This window comes from uncultured Albimonas sp., from assembly GCF_963977235.1.
In the GTDB taxonomy this organism is placed as follows: Bacteria; Pseudomonadota; Alphaproteobacteria; order Rhodobacterales; family Rhodobacteraceae; genus Albimonas.
In genome coordinates this window covers 1-22,829 of the sequence record NZ_CAXBOD010000065.1, presented here as the reverse complement: position 1 = coordinate 22,829, position 22,829 = coordinate 1, and the positions used below count along the sequence as shown (strand labels likewise).

At 73.0% G+C, this 22,829-nt stretch carries 16 protein-coding genes, 2 pseudogenes and 1 other annotated feature; of the genes and pseudogenes, 10 read left to right on the top strand and 8 right to left on the bottom strand.

Features of this window, described 5'->3' with window-relative positions:
• The coding region (locus AAC134_RS20365; RefSeq protein WP_339950978.1) for a tetratricopeptide repeat protein at positions 1-1,345 on the top strand (1,345 nt) is incomplete at its 5' end.
• 59 nt (positions 1,346-1,404) lie between these two features.
• Here AAC134_RS20365 and AAC134_RS20360 read toward each other — a convergent pair.
• Positions 1,405-1,998, bottom strand: coding sequence for a thymidine kinase (locus AAC134_RS20360; RefSeq protein ID WP_339950976.1), 594 nt, complete (start codon positions 1,996-1,998; stop codon positions 1,405-1,407).
• A gap of 238 nt (positions 1,999-2,236) precedes the next feature.
• Here AAC134_RS20360 and AAC134_RS20355 point away from each other — a divergent pair, with 238 nt between their 5' ends.
• Complete coding sequence (locus AAC134_RS20355; RefSeq protein WP_339950974.1) at positions 2,237-4,531, top strand: adenosylcobalamin-dependent ribonucleoside-diphosphate reductase; 2,295 nt, start codon at positions 2,237-2,239, stop codon at positions 4,529-4,531.
• Positions 4,532-4,663: 132 nt separating this feature from the next.
• Here the strand turns inward: AAC134_RS20355 and AAC134_RS20350 are convergent, their stop codons facing one another.
• A complete protein-coding gene (locus AAC134_RS20350; protein ID WP_339950972.1) occupies positions 4,664-5,176 on the bottom strand; it encodes a DDE-type integrase/transposase/recombinase in 513 nt (170 codons plus the stop codon).
• Between the two features lie 938 nt (positions 5,177-6,114).
• On the opposite strand from AAC134_RS20350, the gene AAC134_RS20345 reads away from it, so the two are divergent.
• Positions 6,115-6,624: a molybdopterin-dependent oxidoreductase gene (locus AAC134_RS20345; RefSeq protein ID WP_339950970.1), complete on the top strand. Its 510-nt coding sequence runs from the start codon at positions 6,115-6,117 to the stop codon at positions 6,622-6,624.
• Positions 6,625-6,634: 10 nt separating this feature from the next.
• Complete coding sequence (locus tag AAC134_RS20340; RefSeq protein ID WP_339950968.1) at positions 6,635-9,307, top strand: ATP-binding protein; 2,673 nt, start codon at positions 6,635-6,637, stop codon at positions 9,305-9,307.
• Between the two features lie 68 nt (positions 9,308-9,375).
• Here AAC134_RS20340 and AAC134_RS20335 read toward each other — a convergent pair whose 3' ends face one another.
• A complete protein-coding gene (locus AAC134_RS20335) occupies positions 9,376-10,638 on the bottom strand; it encodes a polysaccharide biosynthesis/export family protein (protein WP_339950966.1) in 1,263 nt (420 codons plus the stop codon).
• 295 nt (positions 10,639-10,933) lie between these two features.
• Between AAC134_RS20335 and AAC134_RS20330 the strand changes: the two genes are divergently transcribed.
• The 4 genes from AAC134_RS20330 to AAC134_RS20315 are packed head-to-tail and all read left to right on the top strand — an operon-like array spanning position 10,934 to position 15,211.
• Positions 10,934-12,187 (top strand): oligosaccharide flippase family protein, encoded by a 1,254-nt coding sequence (locus AAC134_RS20330; RefSeq protein WP_339950964.1) that lies wholly within the window; start codon positions 10,934-10,936, stop codon positions 12,185-12,187.
• Positions 12,188-12,205: 18 nt separating this feature from the next.
• Positions 12,206-13,138: a glycosyltransferase gene (locus AAC134_RS20325; RefSeq protein WP_339950962.1), complete on the top strand. Its 933-nt coding sequence runs from the start codon at positions 12,206-12,208 to the stop codon at positions 13,136-13,138.
• A gap of 14 nt (positions 13,139-13,152) precedes the next feature.
• Positions 13,153-14,169, top strand: coding sequence for a glycosyltransferase family A protein (locus AAC134_RS20320; protein WP_339950960.1), 1,017 nt, complete (start codon positions 13,153-13,155; stop codon positions 14,167-14,169).
• 34 nt (positions 14,170-14,203) lie between these two features.
• Entirely contained in the window at positions 14,204-15,211 is a 1,008-nt protein-coding gene (locus AAC134_RS20315) for a glycosyltransferase (protein WP_339950958.1), read from the top strand.
• Positions 15,212-15,485: 274 nt separating this feature from the next.
• Here AAC134_RS20315 and AAC134_RS20310 read toward each other — a convergent pair whose 3' ends face one another.
• The 3 genes from AAC134_RS20310 to AAC134_RS20300 form a co-directional block, all read right to left on the bottom strand.
• Positions 15,486-16,793, bottom strand: a complete 1,308-nt coding sequence (locus tag AAC134_RS20310; protein ID WP_339950956.1) for an O-antigen ligase domain-containing protein — start codon at positions 16,791-16,793, stop codon at positions 15,486-15,488.
• Positions 16,790-18,292: a hypothetical protein gene (locus AAC134_RS20305; RefSeq protein ID WP_339950954.1), complete on the bottom strand. Its 1,503-nt coding sequence runs from the start codon at positions 18,290-18,292 to the stop codon at positions 16,790-16,792. The genes AAC134_RS20310 and AAC134_RS20305 overlap by 4 nt, the downstream gene beginning before the upstream one ends.
• A gap of 216 nt (positions 18,293-18,508) precedes the next feature.
• On the bottom strand, positions 18,509-19,132 hold the full coding sequence (locus AAC134_RS20300; protein WP_339950980.1) for a response regulator transcription factor: 624 nt from the start codon (positions 19,130-19,132) through the stop codon (positions 18,509-18,511).
• Between the two features lie 316 nt (positions 19,133-19,448).
• Between AAC134_RS20300 and AAC134_RS20295 the strand changes: the two genes are divergently transcribed.
• Both AAC134_RS20295 and AAC134_RS20290 read left to right on the top strand, forming a co-directional pair.
• A complete protein-coding gene (locus tag AAC134_RS20295) occupies positions 19,449-20,888 on the top strand; it encodes a WecB/TagA/CpsF family glycosyltransferase (RefSeq protein ID WP_339950953.1) in 1,440 nt (479 codons plus the stop codon).
• A 100-nt stretch (positions 20,889-20,988) separates the two neighbouring features.
• Complete coding sequence (locus AAC134_RS20290) at positions 20,989-21,171, top strand: hypothetical protein (RefSeq protein WP_339950982.1); 183 nt, start codon at positions 20,989-20,991, stop codon at positions 21,169-21,171.
• Positions 21,172-21,231: 60 nt separating this feature from the next.
• On the opposite strand, the pseudogene AAC134_RS20285 reads toward AAC134_RS20290, so the two are convergent.
• Positions 21,232-22,395: pseudogene (locus AAC134_RS20285) on the bottom strand (IS3 family transposase); the annotation flags it as partial.
• Positions 22,031-22,147 (bottom strand) — a sequence feature (AL1L pseudoknot). It overlaps the preceding pseudogene by 117 nt.
• An 82-nt stretch (positions 22,396-22,477) precedes the next feature.
• Positions 22,478-22,623, bottom strand: a pseudogene (locus AAC134_RS20280) (transposase); the annotation flags it as partial.
• Positions 22,624-22,829 lie beyond the last annotated feature (206 nt).

The following is a 22,829-nucleotide window of genomic DNA, read 5'->3' as shown; positions in this document are numbered from 1 at the left end:
GGGCGGGAGCCTGGGGCCGGGGGCGCGGGCGCTGACCTCGGCCGCCACGGCGCGGCCCGCGGCGGCCTCCGCGCCCGCGCCCGCCGAGGCTCGCCGCCGCCGACGGGCGCCGCCGCGCCTGCCGCCGCTGCTGGTGATCGGCGGCTTCGACCTGCGCGGCGAGGACGCCGGCGCTCAGATGATGCTGGACGGATTCCGGCATTCGCTGATCGGCTCGCTGGTGCGCTTCCGCGAATGGCAGGTGGCCGAGAGCGACGCCCCCGTGGCCCGGGACGAGGGCCCCGACTCCCCCGCCCGCAGCCGCTTTGGCGTGCGCGCCACCGCCGAGCCGCTGGGCGCGGAGGGGCTGCGCGTCGCGCTGACCATCCGCGACCTGGAATCCGGCGTCTTCGTCTGGTCCCAGTCCTTCGCCCTGACCTACGAGACCTGGACCCTGCGCCAGGAAGAGCTGCTGCGCCAGGCCACCATCGCGCTGAACGTGAACCTCTCGGCCGACCGGCTGCGGCGCACGGCGCATCTGCCCGAGATCACCGCCTCGCTCCACGACCTGTGGCTGCGGGGGCAGAGCCTGATCCTGCAGTTCAACGCTGCCTCGTGGGAGGAGGCCGACCGGCTGCTGACCGAGGTCACCGACCTCGCGCCCGAGTTCGCGCCGGCCTATTCCTCGCGCGTGCAGCTGGGCAACACCTCGCATATCTCGCGGCCGGGGGTGTATCGCTCCGAGGCGCTGCACGCGCGCACGCTGGAGCTGGCGCAGAAGGCGGTGGCGCTGGATCCGCTGGACAGCCGGGCGCAGCTCGCGCTGGGCTGGGCGCTGGCCTACAACCAGCGCTGGGAACATGCGCTGATGAACTTCGACCTGGCGCTGCAGCTGAACGGTCACGACCCCTGGACGATGACCTCGGTGGCGCAGGCCTGGGCGGTGGCGGGCCGCCACGGGGAGGCGACGGAGCTCGCCGGGCAGGCGCTGGACGCGACGCCGCTGCCCAACCACACGCGCTGGGGCTATCACGCCGCGATCCGCTTCTTCGCCGGCGACTACGAGGGCGCGCTGGAGGCGGCGCGGGTCGCCGGCGACACCCATCCCAACAACGGCGGCTGGCGGGCGGCCTCGCTCGCGCATCTGGGCCGCACGGCCGAAGCGCGGGCCGAGGCGCGCAAGCTGCTGACGGTGCTGTCGGCGCGCTGGTGGGGCGACGTGCCCGACACGCCGCGCAACATGGCGCGCTGGGTGCTGCAGGTGTTCCCCTGGCGTCAGGACGCGGAGTGGAAGCGTCTGCGCGACGGTCTGCGGATCTCGGGCCTGCCGGTCGCCAAGCTGCCGATCCGCGACGTCGGTCCCTGAAGCGGGCCCGAACACGGGGGCGCGGGGCCTCTGGGCGCGGAACCTCGGGGCTCAGGGCCTCAGGCCGGTTCCGGCCCTTCGCCGACCGCCGCGCGCCAGTGGCGCCGGCACAGCGAGACGTAGCGGTCGTTGCCCCCGATCTCGACCTGGGCGCCCTCGATGACGGCGTTGCCGTCCGGGCCGATGCGCGCCACCATCGTCGCCTTGCGCCCGCAATGGCAGATGGTGCGCACCTCGCGCAGGCTGTCGGCCAGCGCCAGCAGCGCGGCCGAGCCGGGGAACAGCTCGCCCCGGAAATCGACCCTCAGCCCGTAGGCCATCACCGGCACGTCGAGGTCGTCGACCGCCCAGGCCAGCTGCCGGACCTGTGTGGGGTCGAGGAACTGCGCCTCGTCGACCAGCACGCAGGCGAGCGGGCCCTCGGCCAGCCGGTCGCGGATCCGGGCGAAGAGGTCGTCGCCGGGCACATAGGTCTCGGCCTGCGATCCGATGCCGATGCGCGAGCCGATGCGCCCCTCGCCCGCCCTCTGGTCCAGACGGGCGGTCAGCAGGAGGGTGCGCATCCCCCGCTCGCGGTAGTTGTGCGACGCCTGCAGCAGCAGCGTCGACTTGCCCGCGTTCATGGTCGAGTAGTTGAAGTAGAGCTTGGCCATGGGCGCGTCTTATCGGCCGGCGGCGCGGCGGCGGCAAGGGGCCGGCGCGGGCGGCCCTCGCGTCCGCTGCGCGGCCGCAACGCCCCGCCCGGCCGTCCCCCTCGCAGGTCCGGGCCCCGGGGGGCGGAACGTCGGGCGAACGGCAGGTCTCCGGCTCGTTCGGCTTGCCGCAGGCGCCCCTAAGAACTAGGCTCTGCGCTTCCCATATCTGGTGGACCCCAGCGTGCGGAGGCCCAGCATGTCCGCTTTCGACGCCCCGATCGCCGAGCAGATCTGGGACATGAAATACCGGTTCAAGACGCCCGAGGGCGCGCCGCTCGACGCCGACGTCGAGGCCACCTGGGCGCGCGTGGCGCAGGCGCTCGCGGCGCAGGAGGCGGAGCCGGAGACCTGGGCCCCCCGGTTCGAGGCCGTGCTGCGCGACTTCCGCTTCCTGCCCGCCGGCCGGATCCTGGCGGGCGCAGGCACCGGGCGCTCGGTCACGCTGTTCAACTGCTTCGTGATGGGTACTATTCCCGACGATCTGGGCGGGATCTTCGACGCCCTGCGCGAGGCCGCCCTGACCATGCAGCAGGGGGGCGGGATCGGCTACGACTTCTCCACGATCCGGCCCAAGGGCGCCTCGGTTGCGGGCGTGGGCGCCGACGCCTCAGGGCCGCTGAGCTTCATGGACGTGTGGGATTCGATGTGCCGCACGATCATGTCCGCCGGGGCCCGGCGCGGGGCGATGATGGCGACGCTGCGCTGCGACCACCCCGACGTCGAGGCCTTCGTCGAGGCCAAACAGGACCCCGCGCGGCTGCGCAACTTCAACCTCTCGATCCTGGTCAGCGACGCCTTCATGGAGGCCGTCGCAGAGGACGCCGACTGGCCCCTGGTCTTCGAGGGCCGCACCTTCCGCACCCTGCGCGCGCGCGAGCTGTGGAACCGGATCATGCGCGCCACCTACGACTATGCCGAGCCGGGCGTGATCTTCATCGACCGGATCAACCGGCGCAACAACCTCTCCTATGCCGAGGAGATCTCGGCCACCAATCCCTGCGGGGAGCAGCCCCTGCCCCCCTACGGCGCCTGCCTGCTGGGCTCGATCAACCTCGCCCGCCTGGTGCGCGAGCCCTTCGCGCAGGGCGCCCATGTCGACGAGGCGGAGCTCGCCGAGCTGGTGGGCGTGGCGGTGCGGATGATGGACGACGTGGTCGACGCCTCGCGCTTCCCGCTGCCCCAGCAGGCGGCCGAGGCGCGGGCCAAGCGGCGCATCGGGCTGGGGGTCACGGGGCTCGCGGACGCCCTGCTGATGACCGGCCTGCGCTATGGCTCGGAGGAGGCGGTGGCGCAGACCTCGGCCTGGATGAAGGCGCTGGCGCGGGCGGCCTATTTCGCCTCCGTCGAGCTGGCGAAGGAGAAGGGGGCCTTCCCCCTCTTCGACGCGGAGAAATTCTGCGCCTCGCCTTCCGTGCGGGCCCTGGGCGAGGACGTGGTCGAGGCGGTGCGCGCGCATGGCATCCGCAACGCGCTCCTGACCTCGATCGCCCCGACCGGCACCATCAGCCTCTACGCCGGCAACGTCTCCAGCGGCATCGAGCCGGTCTTCGCCTTCGCCTACACCCGCAAGGTCCTGCAGCGCGACGGGACCCGGACCGAGGAGGAGGTCGTCGACCAGGCCCTCGCCCTGTGGCGGGCCACCCACGGCGACGCCCCCTGGCCCGCGCATTTCGTCGATGCGCAGTCCCTGACCCCCTCCGACCACGTGCGCATGCAGGCGGCGGCGCAGGAATGGGTCGACAGCTCGATCTCCAAGACCATCAACGTGCCCGAGGACATCGGCTTCGAGGCGTTCAAGGACGTCTACCTCGAGGCCTGGAACAGCGGCTGCAAGGGCTGCACCACCTACCGACCGAACGCGGTCACCGGCTCGGTCCTGACCGTGGCCGCCCCCACGCCCGACACCGCCGCCTCCCCGCCCGAGGAGGCCGAACCCCGCGGCCCCTCCTCCCGCGAGGGCGAGGTGGTCTGGATGCACGAGCCGCTCGACCGCCCCGAGGCGCTGGAGGGCCGCACCTACAAGATCACCTGGCCGGACTCGGCGCACGCGATCTACATCACCCTCAACGACGTGGTTGTCGGCGGCCGGCGTCGCCCGTTCGAGGTGTTCATCAACTCCAAGAACATGGAGCACTACGCCTGGACGGTGGCGCTGACCCGGATGATCTCGGCCGTCTTCCGGCGCGGCGGCGACGTGAGCTTCGTGGTCGAGGAGCTGAAGGCCGTCTTCGACCCCCGCGGCGGCGCCTGGATGGAGGGCCGCTACGTCCCCTCGATCCTCGCCGCCATCGGGGGCGTGATCGAAAAACACATGATCCAGACGGGTTTCCTGGAGGGCGAGGGCCTAGGCCTGAAGACCGACCCCCAGGCCCGCGCCGTGGCCGTCGGCGAGGCCCCCGGCGCCGTCTGCCCCAGCTGTGGCGAGTACGCGATGCAGATGATGGAGGGCTGCGAGACCTGCCTGAGCTGCGGCTACTCCAAGTGCGGCTGAGAGGCGGGGCCATACTGCCCCGCCCAGTGTAAACTGACCTTTGCCCCGGGGTTCCTGCCCATTCCGGCGACCAAGAGGTGGCCATCGCCCGGAAGGCGCGACCTTGAGGGGCCTTCAGGCCGCACAGCGCCCTTATATGCGAGTTTTCAAGACATACGCGCCCTGCCGCCTTCGAAGCGAATGCAGCGCGAAAATCGCTTGCGACATGCCGGTGGGATCCTCGGTCGGGGCGCGTTCAGAGATATGAGCGAACGAATGCTCGGGACGTGAACGAGCCACAAGGACCGTCACGCCGAGTGGCGGTCGCCCTATCCTGTGCGGCCTGCCCGATGCCGTTGACCTGCGGCAGACCTTGCGCGCGGTCCGTTCGGGTTTCCGCGAAGAGAAGAAGCTCTCCCTCGCCGAGCTGTCCCGGACATCGCCGGGCCGGCCCATCGAGCAGGTGATGCAATTGTCGAGGAGCGGACGCTGGAACCGCTCGTTGGTGTATCGCGAACCCTGGTCCAAACGATGCAACAGCGCGTCGGCCTTGCCGCCGCGCCGGCCCGCCATCATCGGCGCATCCATGACCCTCGCGGCGTCGCGGTCCGCCTTCATGGACCAGCCGACGACCCTGCGGGACAACAGATCCAGCGCGACCGCCACATAAGATCCTCCCGGGCGGTCCAGATCCAGGTGAAGTCGGCCAGCCGCTGCCGGTTCGGGCGGTCGGTCGGCCTCGAAGTCGTGTGCGAGGATGTTGTCGGCGGTGGCCGTTCGTTCGCCGTCCCCCTTCGGCTTCCCGCGTCGCTTTGGCCGCGCCCTCGTTGCATTCTGGCGCATCAGCCGTTCGATACGGCGCAGCCCGCAGGACCGCTCGTCTTCGAGCCCGTCGCGCCAGACACGGCGGGCGGCGCAGCCGCGATCGCTCGCCCTGACCCTCTCGGCGATGGCAATAGCGAGTGACCGGTCGTCGTAGCCAGGCGTGGAAGCCCCAGCGGGAGACGCCCCGCACCTCGCCTATCCAGCTGACGGCCAGATGCGCCCAGGCCCCGCGCCGCAAGCGAACGTCATGGCGCTTCCCCCGCTGCTGGCCATTCCCGGGAAAAGCCGAGGCCGGCGCCTCCGCCGCCTCCCGCATCCATCGCCGCTATGCGCTCTCGGCCAGTCCATGACCCGGCACGCCCGACGGACCGACACGCTTGGCTCCGTCGCCAGCTTCACCGCTTCGATCCTGAACTCGCGGCTGATCCTCCGTCTGGTCATGTCCGCTCTCCGGTTCCTTGGCCACGATCTTGTCTTCGTGTCCACGGAACCGGCAGCAGGCCATCCGCAGCCCTGGCTTCGAGGGGCGACTCGGGCGCGGTCGTCGAACTGGCGATCGGCAGGTCGCAGGGGCGACCCGCGCGCCTGGACGCAGCGGCCTTCGCTTGCGCGCCGCGCGGCGAGGCCTTTCGACGGACGCTCAGACCGACCGGGACCTATCCGAAAGTATGGGGGTGCTCTCGAATGCACGCATGACATGCTCCCCTGGCGCAGGATAGGCGTGCATCCTGCTACCGCGAGGGACGGCCTGGCGTCCCGGCCGCAACAGGAGAGACGACATGGGTGTTCTTCGCCATCTTGCGCTGTCCGTCGCCGTGGCGATCGCCGCACTGGCGTCGCTTCCGGCCTCGGCTGATCCGGCGCCCGCTCCGGTCGGTCCCGTCCTTCTCGTCGTCGACGGCGACGTCGACGGGGCGCCGGTCGAACTCGACAGGGCCGCGTTGCAGTCCCTGCCGCGGACCGAATTCACCACCTCGACCCTGTGGACCGAGGGAGAGCGTGCATTCGCGGGGGTCCTGGTGGCGGATCTGCTCGAGGCGGTGGGGGGCGAGGACGCCTCGCAGCTCACGGCCTATGCGCTCAACGACTACAAGGTCGAGCTGCCGGGCTCGGACGCCGTGTCCGGCGGACCGATCATCGCTTACGAGATGGACGGCGCCGCGATGTCGGTGCGCGACAAGGGTCCCCTCTGGATCGTCTATCCCTATGATGCCGACAGCCGCTTCCGGACCGAGGAGGTCTATTCGCGCAGCATCTGGCAGCTGACGCGGATCACGGTCCACGACTGAGGAGACGCCCTTGCCCGACCCGACGCCGCCGCCGCGCGCCGCCGCCCGCCCGGACGTCCGCGAGACGATGGAGGCGGCGCGGGCGGCGCGGCGACGGCGGCGCCGGCGCACCTCGATCGGGATGACCCTGCTGATGGCGGCGGCCCTCGCCGCCATCGGCTTCTTCGGCTGGAAGGTCGTCTCGGAGGTCATCGCGCTGCGCTCGGCGCCCCATGACAACGTCCAGTGGACGCTGGCGCAGGTCGAGGTCGACGCCCTGCAGCTGGAACTGACGGCGGAGCGGGCGCGCACAGGGCGCGAGCCGCTGGCCCAGGTCCGCACGCGGTTCGATCTTCTCTACAGCCGCGTCTCGACGCTGCGGGAGGGCCGCGCCTTCGACGCGCTGCGGGCCGAGGCGGGGGTGAGCGCGATCCTCACGGAGATCGACGCCGCGCTCGACGCGATGATCCCCCTGATCGACGGAGAGGACGCGCCCCTGCGCGCCGGCCTGACGGAAATCGTCCGCCAGGGCGAGATCCTGCGGCGCATATCGCGCGAGCTGTCGCTCGACGCGGTGCGCCTGTTCTCCCAGGCCTCGGATCGCCGCCGGGAGGACTTCCAGACGCTGGTGCTGTGGACCGCGGCGGCGGCCGCGACGCTGATCGTGGTGCTTGCGGCGACGCTGGCGGTGCTGTTGCGCCAGGTCGCCATTTCCCAGGCAGGCGCCGCTCGCATCCGGCGCGAGCAGGCGCGGCTGACCGCCATGGTCGAAGCCTCGCAGGACGCGATCGTGGTGATCGACCATCGCGGCAGGATCCTGGGCGTGAACAGCGCGGTGGAGCGGATCATGGGCCACCGGCGCGAGGACGTCGTCGGCCGGGAGATGGCCGAGGTGATGATCCCCCCGGTCCTGCGCGAGCAGCACCGCAGGGGCCTGCAGCGCCATCTCGCGACCGGCGAGAAGACCGTGGTGGACCGCGGACAGGTGCGGATGCAGGCGTTGCGGGCCGACGGCTCGGCCTTCCCCGCCGAACTGTCGGTCGGCTCGGCGGTGGGCGAGACCGGGCCGATCTTCGTGGGGTTCCTTCGCGACATCTCCCGGATGCAGGCCTCGGAGCAGGAGCTGCGCCGCGCCCGCGACGAGGCGATGGCCGCCGACCGCGCCAAGTCGGAGTTCATCGCGGTGATGAGCCATGAGATGCGCACGCCGCTGAACGGCGTGCTCGGCCTGCTCGACCTGTTGATGCGCACGGATCTCGACCCGCAACAGGCCCGCTATGTCGAAACGGCCGCCAGCTCGGGCGAGCTGCTGTTGCATCACGTGAGCGACGTGCTCGACATCGCGCGGCTGGAGTCGCGCTACCGCGTCGCCGACCGGCCCTTCGACCTGGATCGGCTGGTGCGCGAGGTGGTGGAGATCAACCGCGCCCCCGCAGAGGCCGCCGGCAACGTCCTGACGGTGGAGACCGATCCCCTGGACGGCGCGCTGCTGGGCGACGCGAACCGCCTGCGCCAGGTGCTGGTGAACCTGGTGGGCAACGCGGTGAAGTTCACCGAGGGCGGCCGGATCGACGTGACGGCGCGGGCGCTGTCGCGCGACGCGGACGGCGTCGAGATCGAGCTGGCGGTGAAGGATGACGGGCCGGGCATCCCTGAAGCGGATCAGGCGCGCATCTTCGAGGATTTCGTGCGGCTGGATTCCAGCTACGCCCGGCGAACGTCCGGATCCGGCCTGGGCCTCGCGATCTGTCGGCGCGTGGCGGAGTCGATGGGCGGCAGCCTGGGCGTCGCCAGCCGTCCCGGCGCGGGGGCGCGGTTCCACCTGCGCCTGCGCCTGCCCTTCGCTCCGGCCTCGGCGGTCGAAGCCGCGACGACGTCAGAGTCCGGCGCGGCCGGGGCCAGGGCCGATACGCCTCGGGTGGTGCTGATGGTCGAGGACAACGACGTCAACCGCTTCGTCCTGCGCGAGATGCTGGAGCGCGCGGGGCACAGGGTGGTCGAGGCGCATGACGGGCGCGACGGCGTCGAGGCGGCGGCGCGCCGGCGCTTCGATCTGATCCTGATGGACGTCAGCATGCCGGGTCTCAGCGGTCCCGAGGCCGCCCGGGCGATCCGCAGCGGCGAGGGCCCCAACCGAGACACGCCGATCGTCGCCGTCACCGCCCATGCCGGCGAGGCCGACCGCCGCGCCTTCCGCGAGGCGGGCATGGCCGACTGCCTGGTCAAGCCGGTTCGTCAGCAGACCCTGGACGCGGTGCTTCGCGCCACGCCCGGCGGCGCGGGGCCGGTGTCCGACGCCGTGGCCGAGCTTCCCGAGAACGATGGCCCGCCGGAGGAGGAGGACGACGACCCCATCGACGCCGCCGTCCTCGCGGAGCTGGCCGAGAGCTTGCCGCCCGAGGCCTTCGCCGGGACCGTCGCCCGCATCTGCGGGGAGATCGAGGCTGAGGTCCCGGCCCTGGCCGCCGAGGCGCGGGAGGCGGTCGCCGATCCCGCCGACCTGGCCGCGCGCGCCCACCGCCTCGCGGGGTCCGCCGCCCTGGCCGGCGCGCAGGCGCTGCGCGAGCGTCTGGCGGCGATCGAGTCGGCCGGCCGATCGGGCGACCGGCCGGGCCTGATCGAGGCCGCCGAGGGGCTCGAGACGCTGGCGGACGAGACCTGTCTCGTCCTGCGGGAATACGCGGGCGTCTCCCTCGGCGAATGACCTGCCCCCGGGAGGGGCGCGGGCCGGAACGGCGCCCACCGCGCGCGGAGGGCGCCCGGCTTGCCGGCTCAGAGGCCGAGCAGCGCCGGGATCACCGCCGCGACGCCCACGGCCTTGGCGACCTCGACGAGGTCGATGACGTCGCTGTCGTAGCAGGCCAACGCGTCGCCGGGCAGGATGAAGGGATCGAGCTCGTCGCGGTCGGCGCGGCGGATCAGGTCCTCGATCCGCCGCTCGATGACGATGGACTCGCCGGTCGCGGGGTCGCGGGTGAACAGCACCGCGGTGCGGTCGGCGTTGGTCAGCTTGGCGCCGCCGACGCAGTTCATCCCGACCACCGCCTGGGTGAAGCGTGCGCCGTAGCGCAGCTCCCGCGCGTCCTTGCCCACGGCTGACAGCGCGTTGGCGTCGGCGGGCCTGGTCAGGTTGGACATGAACACCTTGACCCCCGGCGGGGTCACGGCGCTGGGCGCCATCAGCGCCTCCTGGAAGCAGCCGCGGCTGGGCACCTCGATCGTGTCGCCGGCGATCAGGGTGGGATCGTCGAAGGCCCGGCCGGCGAGCGCGCCGGTCAGATCGACCTCGCGCACCACGCCGCCGCGGGTGATCCGAACCCGCGAGAGATCCGCGTCGGGGCGGATGCCGCCGGCGTTGCGAAGCGCCTCGGCCAGGCTGCGGCGCGCGTCGCCCGCGCCCGAGGCCGCCTCCCGCGCGGCGTCGCGGTCGTCGCGGCCCACGCCGCCCACCGAGACCGCGCCCGGCTCGAACACCGCCCCGCCCACATGCACCCGAGCCGGCCCGCGAGAGACCAGCCGCAGCGAGATCCGCGGCCCCGGCGCGGGGTAGTAGCCCTCAGCCACCAGGCGCTCGGTCAGCGCGCGCTGGACGGCGTCGGTGGCGCGGCCGGCGGCGGCGATCGGGGTGATGTAAGGCGGCTTCAGCCGGCCGTCCGAGGCGACCTCGAAGTCGCCGCTGAAGGTCCCGTCCTCGCCGACCTCGAGCCGCAGCAGATCGCCGGCCGAGAGGATCTCCTCGACCGCGCCGAACGAGGCGGAGGCCGGGGCGAGCGCGGCGGGCGCCGTGCAGCGGGCCGCGTTCAGCGTGGCCGAGGCCAGGCGATAGCGACGGTCCTGCGCCTCGCGCAGCCGGTCGTCGACGACCACCTCGGTCGCCGCGCGATACTGCGCCTGGTAGGCCGCGCCCTCGGCGACGGAGGGATCGTTCTGCGGCGCCTGGGTGGCCGAGCAGGCGCCCAGCGCGACGACGGCGGCGGCCGCGGCGACGAGGCCGGGGCGGGAGCGGCGGGCGGGACGGGCGGTGTCGCGGGTCATCGGCGGATCTCCGGTGCGGGACGCCGCGGACAGGCGGCGAAAACGTTTCGTTAACTGTGCGGACCCTGCCGTCGCGCCGCCGGGAAAGCGATGTCGCGTCCGTATGCGCGAGCGGACCGGAAGAGCGGCGGGCGCGCTTTCGGAGCGGGCGCCCCCTCCTTTTGGACAGGGGGGCGTCGCGTATGGGCGCGCCGCTTCGCCGGACGCGCCCGAGCGCCGGGCAAAGGCTTCGTTTACCTAACAAGCCGTCAACGCCGCTCCGGCGGTCCGGTCTCCAACCTGAAGGTCCTCGCCCATGTCCCGTCCCTCCTCGCTTGGCGGTCTCGTCCGCAACCTGGGCGCCGTCGGCGTCTCGGAAGCCGCCGCCAAGGCGAGCCGCCTGGCGGTGGTGATCGCCATGGCGCGCAGCCTCGATCCGCTGGCCATCGGGCTGGCGGCGACGGCGCTGGCCGCTTCGGACCTCTTGAAGGCCTTCACCCAGGCCGGGATCGGGCAGCGGATCATCGCCGCGCCCGAGGCGGAGCTGGAGGCGGTCTGCCGCGCAGCCGCGCGCCTGTTCCGGATCCTGTGCCTCGGGCTCGCGGCGCTGCAGGTCGGGGTCGGGGCCGCGATGTGGGCGCTGGGCGCGGACGTGGCGGTCTTCGCCATGGTGGCGCTGCTGGCCGCGGAATACCTGTTCATGCCCGCGGGCCTGGTCTCGTGCTTCCTGGCGATGCGCGAGGGGCGGCTGCAGGGCGTCTCGGCGGTGGCCGGCGCGCAGGTGGTGGGCGCGAACCTCGCGACCGCGGCGCTGGTCGCGGTCTTCGCGAGCCCCTTCGCCATCGTTGCGCCCAAGGTGCTGAGCGCCCCGCTCTGGACCCTGGGCATGCGCCGCCTGCGGCCCTGGCGCGCGACGCCGGGCCCGGTCGCGCCGACGCGGCCGTTCCTGCGCTTCGGCGCCGGCGTGATGGCCGCCCACATCTTCGACGCGGCGCGCCAGCAGGCCGACAAGCTGATCGTCGCCGCCCTGCTCGGGGCCGAGGCGCTGGGCGTGTGGTATTTCGCCGTCAACGCCGGGCTGGGGCTCGCGAGTTCCTTCGCCGCCGCCTTCGCCACGGTGCTGTTCCCGCATGTCTGCGCCGCCGGCGACCGGGCGGCGGCGATGCGCCAGGGGCTGGGCGTCGGGCTGGCGCTGATCCTGCCGGCGATCCTCGCCCAGGCGCTGCTCGCGCCCTGGTATGTGCCGGCGGTCTTCGGCGCCGAATGGGCCGGGGTCGCGCCGCTGGTCGGGATCCTGTGCCTCGGGGCCGCGCCGCTGGTGATCTGGTCCGCCGCCGCCCAGTGGCTGCGCGCCCAGGACCGCTCCGGCGCCGAGGCGCGCGGGACCGGCCTCGCCGCCGTCGCCCTTTGCGCGGGTCTGGCGATCGCGGCGCCCTTCGGGCTGGAGGCCGCCGCCTGGACCTATGTCGGCGTCGCCGCGGCCGTGCAGCTCGGGCTCGCCGCCCGGGCGCTGGCGCCGGCCGTCCTCCCCGCCTTCGCCCGCGCCCGCCGCGTCGCCCCCCTCGCCTGAGCTTTCGGAGTCCCCGCCATGCCCGCCTTCAGCATCGTCATCCCCTGCCGCAACGCCGCCGCCACGCTGCCCCGCACCCTGCGCAGCGTGTGGGAACAGACCTGCACCGACTGGGAAGTCCTGGCCATCGACGACGGCTCGGACGACGCGACCTCGCGGCTGCTGGCCGAGGCCGAGGCGCTCGACCCGCGCATCCGGGCGCTGACGGGCGCCGGCCGCGGCCCCGGCGCCGCGCGCAACCTCGGCGCGGCGCAGGCGCGGGGACTGGCGCTGGCCTTCCTCGACGCCGACGACGTGTGGGCGCCCGGACGGCTGACGGCGGCGGCCGAGACCTTCGCCGCGCGCCCTGACGCGGCCGCCGTCTTCGCCCGCGTGGGCTTCTTCGCGACCGATCCCGGCCGGATCGAGGCCCGCTCCGCCCTCTGGCGGCGCGACCCGGGCGCGGCGGACCTGCTGCGCGCCAACCCGGCCTGCACCGCCTCGAACCTCGTGGTCGCGCGCGCGGCCTTCGAGGCCGCCGGCGGCTTCCGCGAGGACCTGCGCCATGCCGAGGACGTGGAGCTGATGCTGCGCCTCCTGCCCCACGGCGCCCTGGTCCCCCAGGCCGAACTGCTGACCTTCTATCGCGCCAGCGCCGGCGGCCTGTCCTCGGACCTGGAGCGGATGATGGCCGGCTGGCGGGAATGCGTGCGCGCCGCCCGATCCATCGGCCACCGCCCGTCCGCGCGGGCGCTGCGCGCGGCGGAGGCGAGCCAGCTTCGCTACCTCTCCCGCCGGGCGCTGCGCCTGTCGCAGGGACGGGGCGCGGCGCTGGGGTTCGCCTGGCGCGGCCTTCGCGCCTCGCCCGCCGGCTTCTTCTCCGCGCCCCGCCAGGGCGCCGCCACCCTTGCCGCCGCGCTGCTGCGGGCCGTCGCGCCCGCGCGGGTCGGCCGCGCCCTCGCCGACCTGTGACAGGAGCTCCGAACATGCCCGCCCATCCCCACGTCAGCGTCGTCATTCCGGCCTTCGACGTCGCCGCGACGCTTCCCGAAACGCTCAAGAGCGTGCTGGCGCAGAGCTTCGCCGACCTTGAGGCGATCGTGGTCGACGACGGCTCGCGCGATGCCACGCCTGAGATCGTGCGCGCCTGCCGCGACCCGCGCGTGCGCCTCGTCCGGCAGGCCAACCGCGGTCTGGCCGGCGCCCGCAACACCGGCATCTTCGAATCCCGTGGCCGGCTGGTCGCCTTCCTCGACGGCGACGACCTGTGGCGGCGCGACAAGCTCGCCGCCCACGTGCGCCACATGCATCGCCGCCCGGACCTTGGGCTGAGCTTCTCCGCCTCTGCGATGATCGACGCGCGCGGGCGGGAGCTGGGCCTGGTGCAGCGCGGCCGACTGGTCGGCATCGACGCGGCCCATGTGATCCGGCGCAACCCGATCGGCAACGGCTCGGCCCCGGTGATGCGGCGCGAGGCGCTGGACGACATCGCCCATCGCCCCGATCCCGACGACCGTCCCCACTGGTTCGACGAGAGCTTCCGCCAGAGCGAAGACATCGAATGCTGGCTGCGCCTGGCCCTGACCACCAGCTGGCGGATCGAGGGGCTGGCCGAGGCGCTGACCCTCTACCGGGTGAACCCCGGCGGCCTGTCGGCCGACGGCGCCGCCCAGCTGGAGAGCTGGGAGCGGATGATCGCCAAGGCCGCGGGCTACGCGCCCGACTTCACGGGCCGCCACGCGGCGCCCGCGCGCGCCTACCAGCTGCGCTACCTCGCGCGGCGGGCGGTCTCGGCTCGCGACGGGGCGCAGGCGCTGCGGCTGCTGCGCGACGCGCTCGTCGAGAGCCGCGAGCCGCTGTGGTCCGAGGCCTCCCGCTCCGTGGCCACTCTCGGCGCGGCAGCCGTCCTCGGCCTGGCCGGTCGCCACGCCTATGCCGCGGCAGAGTCCGCCGCCCTGACCCTGCTGCGCGCGGTCTCCCGCCGCGGCCCCGCTCTGCCCTGACCTGCTCTTCTCTGTTCTCAAGGAAACCCGCGTCATGACCCTGCGCATCGCCCACCTGATCGACGACGTCCGCCCCGGCGGCGTCATGCGTCACCTCTCGCGGCTGGAGGCGGCCGAGGGCCCGCTGGCGGACGCCGTCCACATCCGCGTGCCCGTGCGCCGCGGGGCGCTGAGCGCGCCGCGGGTCGAGGCCGACGTCATCGTCTCGCACCTCGCGCTGCGCTGGACCGCGCTGCCGATGCTGATCTCGCTGCGCGCCGAGAACGCCCGCCGCCGGCTGGTGCATGTCGAGCATGGCTACTGCCAGGGTTTCCAGGACGCCAACGTCACCGCCACCGGCCGCTTCCACGCCCTGCTGCGCACCGCCTGGTCGCTGTTTGACGGCGTGGTCGCGGTCAGCGCCGCGCAGGCGGCCTGGATGCGCCACGAGGACCTGGTCGCGGCGACCGAAGTGACGGTCGCCCGGCCGCTGACGGAGCTGGGGGCGCTCGCCGCTCTCGCCCCCGCGGCCGAGGGGCGTGCGCGGGTTTTCGGGGCGTTGGGCCGCTTCGACCGCCAGAAGGGCTTCGACCTGCTGATCGAGGCGTTCCGCAAGACCGCCGCGCCCGATGCAGAGCTGCGCCTGTTCGGCGACGGGCCCGAGCGCGAGCGCCTGCAGGCGCTGGCCGCCGGCGACGTTCGGATCCGCTTCCCGGGCTTCGCCCACGATCCGGCCGCGGCGCTGGCGGGCGTGGACGCCGTGGCGATGCCCTCGCGCTGGGAGGCGTTCGGCCTGGCCGGGCGCGAGGCCCGCGCCGCTGGCCGCCCGCTGCTGGCCGCGGCGACGGACGGGCTGCGCGACCAGATCTCGGCCGGGGCGATCCCGGTGCACGGGGGACTGGCCGGCTGGACATCTCTCTTCCGCCGGCCGCCGCATGTCGGCGCGGCGGAGCTCGTCTTCGCCCGCGCCGCCGCCCTCGCCGAGCAGGACGCCGCGGCGCAGGCCTGGCGCCGGGCGCTGTCGCCCGCGGTGGCGGAGGCGGAGATCCCGCTGGCCGCCTGAACCAGCCTGACCGACCCTCGACGCAAGGGGTTCGTCCGGAAGGACGAACCCCTTTTCATTGCCCCCGCGCGAGCCGTCCGGGCAGGCGCCGCCTGCGGCCTGACGAGGCGACGCGCCTTCACGTCCCCGCAGGATGGCGCCGACCTTCGCCCCTGGCCCCGGCGCCCGGCGCTCGCGCTCTCGGCCAGGCCGGTCCCTTGTCACCTCTGCGGACGCGAAGAAGCCCGCCCCGAGGGCTCGGGGCGGGCTTCGGCAATCAGGGGACGTCGGCGGCTCAGGGGCGCGACGGGGTTTCGGGCGCGATGGTCCTGGCGTCCTCCCGCAGTTCGCGCGCGTGAATGCCGAGCATCATCAGGGCCGGCCACAACAGGTAGGCCTCGATCTCGATGTTCTCGCCGAAGGTCAGGATCACCATCATCAGCACCAGGCCCAGCGGCAGCCGGCCCCGCGGGCCGCGGGCGGCGTCCAGAGCCGCAAGCCAGGCCGTCCAGACCAGCGGAACCAGCAGGCAGACCAGCCCCGCCAGCCCCTTCACGAACAGCAGGCCGAACCAGGTGTGGTGGCTGCCGATGGGCATGTACTCGACGATATGTGGACCGGGCTGGACCGTGCCGTGGCCGAACCACACGCTCTCGGAGCGCCAGCGCTGTTCGGCGATGCGCTGCAGCGTCTCGCGCACGCGGGTGCTGTCGGCGCGGGCGGACTTGAAGCCGTGCACCGCCGCCGCGCCCGCGTCGAGCACGCGGTCGCCGACGAAGGCGAAGCCGGCCGCGACCGCCGCCGCCGCGCCCCAGGCCCAGCTGCGCACGATCAGCCCCAGCAGCCGCGGACCCAGGGTGCAGACCACGAGGGCGACCAAGCTCATGCGCGACTTCGACAGCAGGATCATCGCCGCGCCCGCCAGCAGGCCCGCCAGCATCCAGCGGCGGTCCCGCTCCTCGAGCGCGAAGAGCACGGCGGTCACCCCCAGCAGCCCCGCGAAGGGCGACCAGGGCGCGAAGAACTGCCAGCGCGCGGTCCAGGAGGCGGGGTCGAGCGTGTAGAGATAGACCGTGAAGTACTCCGGCCCCGGCCCCCCCACCGCCTTCAGCGGCGAGACGAAGATCTGCGAGGGCAGGCCCGCGTAGGGCGCGGCCACCAACAGCGGCAGCAGGATCAGCGTGTGCAGGCCCACCACGCATTGCGCCCGCGCGATCACTTCGCGTCGGATCGGCAGCACCGCGCCGATCAGCGGGAACAGCGCCAGCAGCGCCCAGCCCTTGGCCCAGCCGACGCTCGACTTGATCGTCTGCTTCGCGCCCAGGCCCCAGTCGAGGTGACCGATCCACAGCGCGACCAGCATGCCCGCCATGCCCGCCATCCAGGCCCAGACCACCGGCGGGATCGGCGCCGCGCGCAGATCCGCGCGCATCGCCGGACCGAGGTAGAGCGAGACCAGCGCCAGCCCCCCCAGAAGCCAGCCCAGCACCGGGCCGACCAGGTAGAGCGCGCCGAACAGGTAAAGACCCCAGGTCAGCGTGATCGTCCGGCGCACCGCCGTCTCGGCGGGGTTGGCGGGGCGGGGATCGGCGGCGGCGCTCATCGCGCCGGCTCCGCGCGATGCAGCAGCCGGTCGATCAGCGGCCGACGGGTCCAGGCCATGCCCAGCGCAACCAGCAGCAGCAGCGTCGCCGCCGCGCCCCCCGCGACGGCGAGCTTGATCCGCGGCGAGGACGGCGCATCGGGCAGGCTTGGCGGGGCCAGCACCTGCACCAGGGGATAGGAGGCGTAGACGTCCGCCTTGCTGGTGTCGGTGCGCGCCAGGGCCGAGGCGAAGACCGCCTCGGCCACCTTGTAGTCGCGGCCCAGGTCCTCGAGCTCCGAGGCCGCGGGAACCAGCTCCATCACCTGGGCGCGCAGCGTCGCGGCGCGCCGGGCGAGGACGTCGTGCTCGGCCGAAAGGCCCGCGTGATCGGCCGAGGCCGCGACCAGGCGCGCCATCAGCTCGGCCCGCGCGCCGACGGGCGCAAAACTCGCCAGTCGCTCCAGCGTCGCGAGGTCGAGGCCCGAAGCCTCCGTCGCGCGGGCGTGCATCCGGGTCTGCGCCCCGGCGTGGGCGTCGCGGGCGGCGACCCGCATGGGATGGTTGGGTCCGAAGGCGCCGCGCGCGACGGCGAGGTCGGCGGCGCGCTCTGCCGTCTCGGCGGCGAGCATCTGGAACTCGGGATCCGCGTGCAGGCGCATCACCGCGGCGGCTTCGGCCGGAGAGGCGCCGAGCGCGGCCTGCAGCCCGGAGAGCACGGCCTGCGATTCCTCCAGCGCCGCGGCCGCGTCGCGCGCGCGCCGGTCGACCGCGTCGGCCTCCGCCACCAGGGCCGCGTATTGCTCGGAGGAGACGAGCCCGGTCTCGGCCTTCAGCTCCGAGATCCGCGCCCGCGTGCCGGCGACGCTGCGGCGGTATTCCTCGATCGCCTGCTGGGCGCCGCGCTCGCGCGCCGCGACCTCGTCGCGACGCAGCTCGTCGAGCTGGGCGAGGAAGGCCTCGAGCGTCGCCTCTCCCCACGCCTTCGCCGCCTCGGGCGAGCCGCCCTTGACCTCGATGCGGATCAGCCCGGTCTGGTCGATCAGCTTGACCCGCGGCTCGGGCGCCTCGGCGAATTCGGTTCCGCGCAGCTCGGCGGCGGCGCCGCGCACCCGGTCGCCCCCGATCAGCTCCTTGTAGGTCACGGTCGGGCTGAGGGAGGAGGACGAATAGGCCGAGCTGGCCGAGGACGAGGCTTGCCCGATGGCGTCGAGATTGACCGAGGCGTTGGCCCCCGACCCCGGCAGGATCAGCGACAGGGAGGAGGTGTAGCTCTTGGGCGAGAACGTCACATAGGCGATGACCGGCCCCCACAGCATCGCAAGCAGCGCTGCGAACAGCGCCAGGTAGCGCGGCAGCCGCCGCAGATCGCCCGGCGCCCCGCCCTTGACGGCGCGCGCAAGGCGCGAGGGCCGCGCCGGCCCGTCCGCGGACGGGGGCTCGGCCGCGGCATCCTCCGCGGGGGGGGTGAAGCGGGCGTGCAGCGCCTGCTCGGGGTCGATGTCGATACGCATGTTCATGGCGGTTCCTCCGGCAACGGTCTGTTAACCGCAACCGGCCGAAAACGCCTGCGAGCAGGCGGAGGGGGCGCCTATACGAAAGAGAGGCCCGGAGGATCAGACGAGCGAATGGCGTGGCCTGCGCAGGGCCGCCCCCCGCCCAAGCCGCCGGCCTGTCCGGGGGCCAAGCGCACCGGACAGGCGTCGGAGCGGGCGGGGGCCCGAGCCGGCGGCCTGTCAGAACAGGCCGGCGTCCCGCGCGATCATTGCGGCGTGGGTGCGGTTGCGCGCTTCGAGCTTCCGGCAGATCGTCTTGACGTGCAGCTTGACCGTGACCTCCTGCAGGTCGAGCTCCAGCGCGATCTCCTTGTTGGCCAGCCCGCGGCACAGGCCGCCCAGCACGTCCCTCTCGCGCGGGGTCAGACGCTCGGCCAGGGGATTGGCGGGCGCTTCCTCCTGAACCTCGGTCATCCAGCGCACGGGGGCGAACTGCTCGCCCTCGGCCATGAAGCGCACCGCGTTGCGCATCGACTTCGCCGGCAGGGTCTTGGGCACGAACCCTGCGGCGCCGGCGGCCAGCGCCGCCTCCGCCGTCTCGCGCGTGGCGGTGCCGGAGATGATGCCCACCGGCGTCGTCCCCGCCGCGGCGCGCGCCTCGGCCAGGCCGTCGAGCCCCTTCATCCCCGGCATCGACCAGTCGAGCAGCACCAGATCGAACGGCTCGGCGTCCTCGGCGCGCAACAGCCCCAGCGCCTCGTCCAGCCCCGAGGCCATGACCACCTGCGCCTCGCCGTCCTTCTCGAGGAAGGTGGCCAGGGTCTCTCGCACCAGGTCGTGGTCGTCGGCGATCAGGATTCTCATCATCTTGCGCGGGCTCCGCCTCTCCTTGCACGCGAGTCGCGGATCGGCGCGACGCGTCGCTGAACCTATGTCGGCTTGCCCCCCGAACGCCAACCCCGCGTCGGCTCCGGCGGCCTCGGGGCACATACTTTCGCGCGCGGACCGCAGCCGATGGAAAGGGGGCGCCCCCTGCTTTCGGGGCGCCCCGCCCCCTCCGGGCTCGTCTCCGCGGCGCCGAATGGGCGGCCGTCTGCTGCCGACGCGCCGTTGAGGCGAAAGCGCGGCCGGGCGATTTCTTGGTCAACGAAATCTGAACGCGCCTTTCGAGGGATCAACCATGAGCATTCACCACCCCGAGCTGACCGCCGGCGGCCTTCCCGTTTTCCCCGCGCCCCGCGCGCGGCATCGGCCCGACGCCGAGATCCGCGGCCACGCAGGCCGCGCCACCCCGCCGGAGGGCGGGGCGCTGCGGCTGATGGGGCTCGACCTGTTCGACGGCACGCTCGACGCGGCGATGGCCCGCCTCTTCGACGGCGCGCGCCGGCGGGTGGCCTTCGTCAACGCTCATTGCCTGAACGTCGCCGCCTGCGATCCCGAGTATCGCGCCGCCTTGCGCAGCGCCGACCTGCTGCTGCCCGACGGCTCGGGCGTGGCGATCGCGGCGCGGATGCAGGGGCGGCGGCTGACCGCGAACCTGAACGGAACCGACCTGTTCCCCCACCTGTGCGCCGAGGCCGCGCGCCGCGGCCTGTCGATCTATCTGCTGGGCGGACGCCCCGGCGTCGTGCAGGACGCGGCCGAAAGCGCCAGGCGTCTTGCCCCCGGCCTGCGGGTGGCGGGAGCCCGTCACGGCTATTTCGACGTCGCCGAGACCGACGACGTGATCGACGAGATCAACGCCAGCGGCGCCGATCTGGTCTTCGTCGCGATGGGCGTGCCGATGCAGGACGTCTGGCTGGCCCGGCACGGCGCCCGCCTCTCGGCGCGGCTGTCGTTCGGGGTCGGCGGCCTGTTCGACTTCGCCGCCGGCCGGGTGCGCCGCGCGCCGGCGCCGGTGCGCCGGGCGGGTTGCGAATGGGCCTGGCGCCTGGCGATGGAGCCGCGCCGCCTGGCGCGGCGCTACCTGGCCGGCAACGGCGCATTCCTCGCCCGGGCCGCGGGCGCCGCGGCGCTGCGTCTTTCCGGCGGGGCGGGCCGCGCGCTGGACATTGTCGGATCGGCGGCGGGCCTGCTCGCGCTGTCGCCGCTGCTGCTGGCCATCGCCGCTGCGATCCGGCTCGACAGCCGCGGGCCGGCCTTCTTCGTGCAGACCCGGGTCGGGCGCGACGGGGTCCCGTTCCGGATGCTGAAGTTCCGTTCGATGGCCGTCGACGCCGAGGCCCGCCGCGCGGCCCTGCTGGCCTCCAGCGAGCGGGAGGGCGCCTGCTTCAAGATGCGCGCCGACCCGCGCGTCACGCGCGTCGGCCGGGCGCTTCGGCGCACCTCGCTCGACGAGCTGCCGCAGCTGATCAACGTCCTGAAGGGCGACATGTCCCTGGTCGGCCCCCGCCCGTCCCTGCCCGAAGAGGCCGAGGCCTTCGGCGCGGCCGGCGCCGCGCGCCTGCGGGTGCGTCCGGGCATCACCGGCCTTTGGCAGGTGGCGGGCCGGGCCGAGATCGGCCTGCCCCGCATGCTGTCCCTGGACGCCGCCTACGCCCGGGGCCGCAACCCCCTCCTGGACCTGCTGTTGCTGGCGCTGACGCTGAAGGCGGTGCGGTCGGGCCGCGGCGCGTATTGAGCCGGGCAGAGCAATCAAGAAGGGCGAGGTCGCCGACATCTGCGTCCGGCGCCTCGATGCGAACGGCGAGATGACGACCCGGGAGCTGGCGGAGCGGGGGATGGTCGAGCGCAATCTGACGGTCCCGGACACCCCGCTGCGCGACTCCGTCATGTTCAAGGTGGTCCAGACGCTCCATCACGCCAGGCGCCGCAAGCTCGTCCGCATGATCGAGAAGATGCGGGTCAGACGCCGGGCCCGGCGCTGCGAGGGACAAAGCAACGCGTGGACCGGCGCGGAGTGAACCGCGCCGGATCTGCCGGAGGCTGATGTTCGTTAGTTTCGCGGCCACGTTGCGCGCTTCCAGCGCGTCGTAGTAGGCAGCCTCGGCTTCCGCGGGCGGAATGTGGCCGAGGGGCTCCAGCAGGCGGCGGTTGTTGAACCAGTCCGCCCACTCGAGCGTGGCGAACTCGACGGTTTCGCAGCTTCGCCACGGTCCGCGCCGATGTATGACCTCGGCCTTGAACGGGCCGTTGATGGTCTCGACCAGGGCGTTGACGTAGCTGTCGCCTACGCTGCCCACGGATGTTCGATACCGGCTTCGGCGAGACGCTCCGTGTACTTGATGGACAGGTATTGCGATCCCCTGTCGGAGTGGTGGACGAGACCGGCGCCGGGTCTGCGCTGATGGACAGCCTCCTCCGGGGCATCGAGAACGAACCCCGCGTGGGCGGTCTTGCTGACGCGCCAGCCAACGATCCGCTTGGCGAAGGCGTCGATGATGAAAGCGACCTGCGCGAAGCCCTGCCAGGTGGCCACATACGTGAAGTCGCTGACCCAAAGCATGTTCGGCGCCGGGACCCGGAATTCCCGCTTCGCCCGGTCCAGCAGGCGCGGCGCGGCTTTGTCGGGGACTGTGGTCCTGGGCCGCTTTCCGCGGATAACTCCTTGCAGGCCCATGTCCTTCATCAGACGGGCCACGGTGCAGCGGGCGACGTCCTGCCCCTCGGCTGCATCTGCCGCCAGATCTTGCGCACACCGTAGACGCGGCAATTCTCATCGAACACGCGGTCGATCTGCGGGCGCAGCTCATCGTCCCGACGCGCCCGGTCCGACCGGCGTGCGGGATCACGGCGCTTGGCCACGTGGTCGTAATACGTAGATGGCGCGATCGGCAGGACCCGGCAGATCGGCTCGACGCCATGTTCCGCGCGATGATCGTCGATGAAGGCGATCATGACTTCGACCGGCGGTCGAGCTCCGCCTGGGCGAAATATGCGCTGGCCTTGCGCAGGATGTCGTTGGCCTGCCGCAGCTCGCGGTTCTCGCGCTCCAGGGCGTTCAGCTTGGCGGCCATGTCGGAGGGGACGCCGGCGCGGTGGCCGCTGTCGGTCTCCGACTTCTTGATCCACTCGTTCAGCGCCTGCGCCGAACAGCCGATCCTGGGCGCGACAGAGAGGATCGCCTGCCAGCGCGATGGGTGATCGCCCTCACGCTTCAACAAGAGCCGCACTGCGCGCGCCCGGATCTCGGAACTGCAATTGCCGGTGGTCTTGTTCGTGGTGCTCCGACCTTCTCAGGAATGGGAGCCTTCGACAAACCCGGCGCGGTTCAAGCTCGCCGAACCGCGCTTTCCAGGCGTAGAACGTCGCCGACGACATCCCGTGCTTCCGGGACCGGTCGGCCACCGCGGCTCCGGCCTCGTGCTCCTTCAGCACCCGATGATCTGTTCCTCGCTGAACCTGCTTCGCTTCATGTCCGGCGCCTTCTCCTGGGCCGGATTCTAGCTCCGTTTGGCGGAGAGCGAGGGGGTCCCGTCAGAGCTGATCGGACACGGTTCGAACACGCCAGATCCAAACGCGAACGCCGCGCCTGGGGGCGGCGTTCAAGTGTTTGCGCTGTAAGGAAGATTTGGTTGCGGGGGTAGGATTTGAACCTACGACCTTCAGGTTATGAGCCTGA

Bases quoted from the DNA above. Each gene is read 5' to 3' on its own strand.
- AAC134_RS20300 (WP_339950980.1), bottom strand. From the start codon at position 19,132: ATGAGAATCCTGATCGCCGACGACCACGACCTGGTGCGAGAGACCCTG.
- AAC134_RS20330 (WP_339950964.1), top strand. From the start codon at position 10,934: ATGTCCCGTCCCTCCTCGCTTGGCGGTCTCGTCCGCAACCTGGGCGCC.
- AAC134_RS20335 (WP_339950966.1), bottom strand. From the start codon at position 10,638: ATGACCCGCGACACCGCCCGTCCCGCCCGCCGCTCCCGCCCCGGCCTC.
- AAC134_RS20360 (WP_339950976.1), bottom strand. From the start codon at position 1,998: ATGGCCAAGCTCTACTTCAACTACTCGACCATGAACGCGGGCAAGTCG.
- AAC134_RS20325 (WP_339950962.1), top strand. From the start codon at position 12,206: ATGCCCGCCTTCAGCATCGTCATCCCCTGCCGCAACGCCGCCGCCACG.
- AAC134_RS20355 (WP_339950974.1), top strand. From the start codon at position 2,237: ATGTCCGCTTTCGACGCCCCGATCGCCGAGCAGATCTGGGACATGAAA.
- AAC134_RS20290 (WP_339950982.1), top strand. From the start codon at position 20,989: ATGGTCGAGCGCAATCTGACGGTCCCGGACACCCCGCTGCGCGACTCC.
- AAC134_RS20345 (WP_339950970.1), top strand. From the start codon at position 6,115: ATGGGTGTTCTTCGCCATCTTGCGCTGTCCGTCGCCGTGGCGATCGCC.
- AAC134_RS20315 (WP_339950958.1), top strand. From the start codon at position 14,204: ATGACCCTGCGCATCGCCCACCTGATCGACGACGTCCGCCCCGGCGGC.
- AAC134_RS20320 (WP_339950960.1), top strand. From the start codon at position 13,153: ATGCCCGCCCATCCCCACGTCAGCGTCGTCATTCCGGCCTTCGACGTC.
- AAC134_RS20305 (WP_339950954.1), bottom strand. From the start codon at position 18,292: ATGAACATGCGTATCGACATCGACCCCGAGCAGGCGCTGCACGCCCGC.
- AAC134_RS20295 (WP_339950953.1), top strand. From the start codon at position 19,449: ATGAGCATTCACCACCCCGAGCTGACCGCCGGCGGCCTTCCCGTTTTC.
- AAC134_RS20310 (WP_339950956.1), bottom strand. From the start codon at position 16,793: ATGAGCGCCGCCGCCGATCCCCGCCCCGCCAACCCCGCCGAGACGGCG.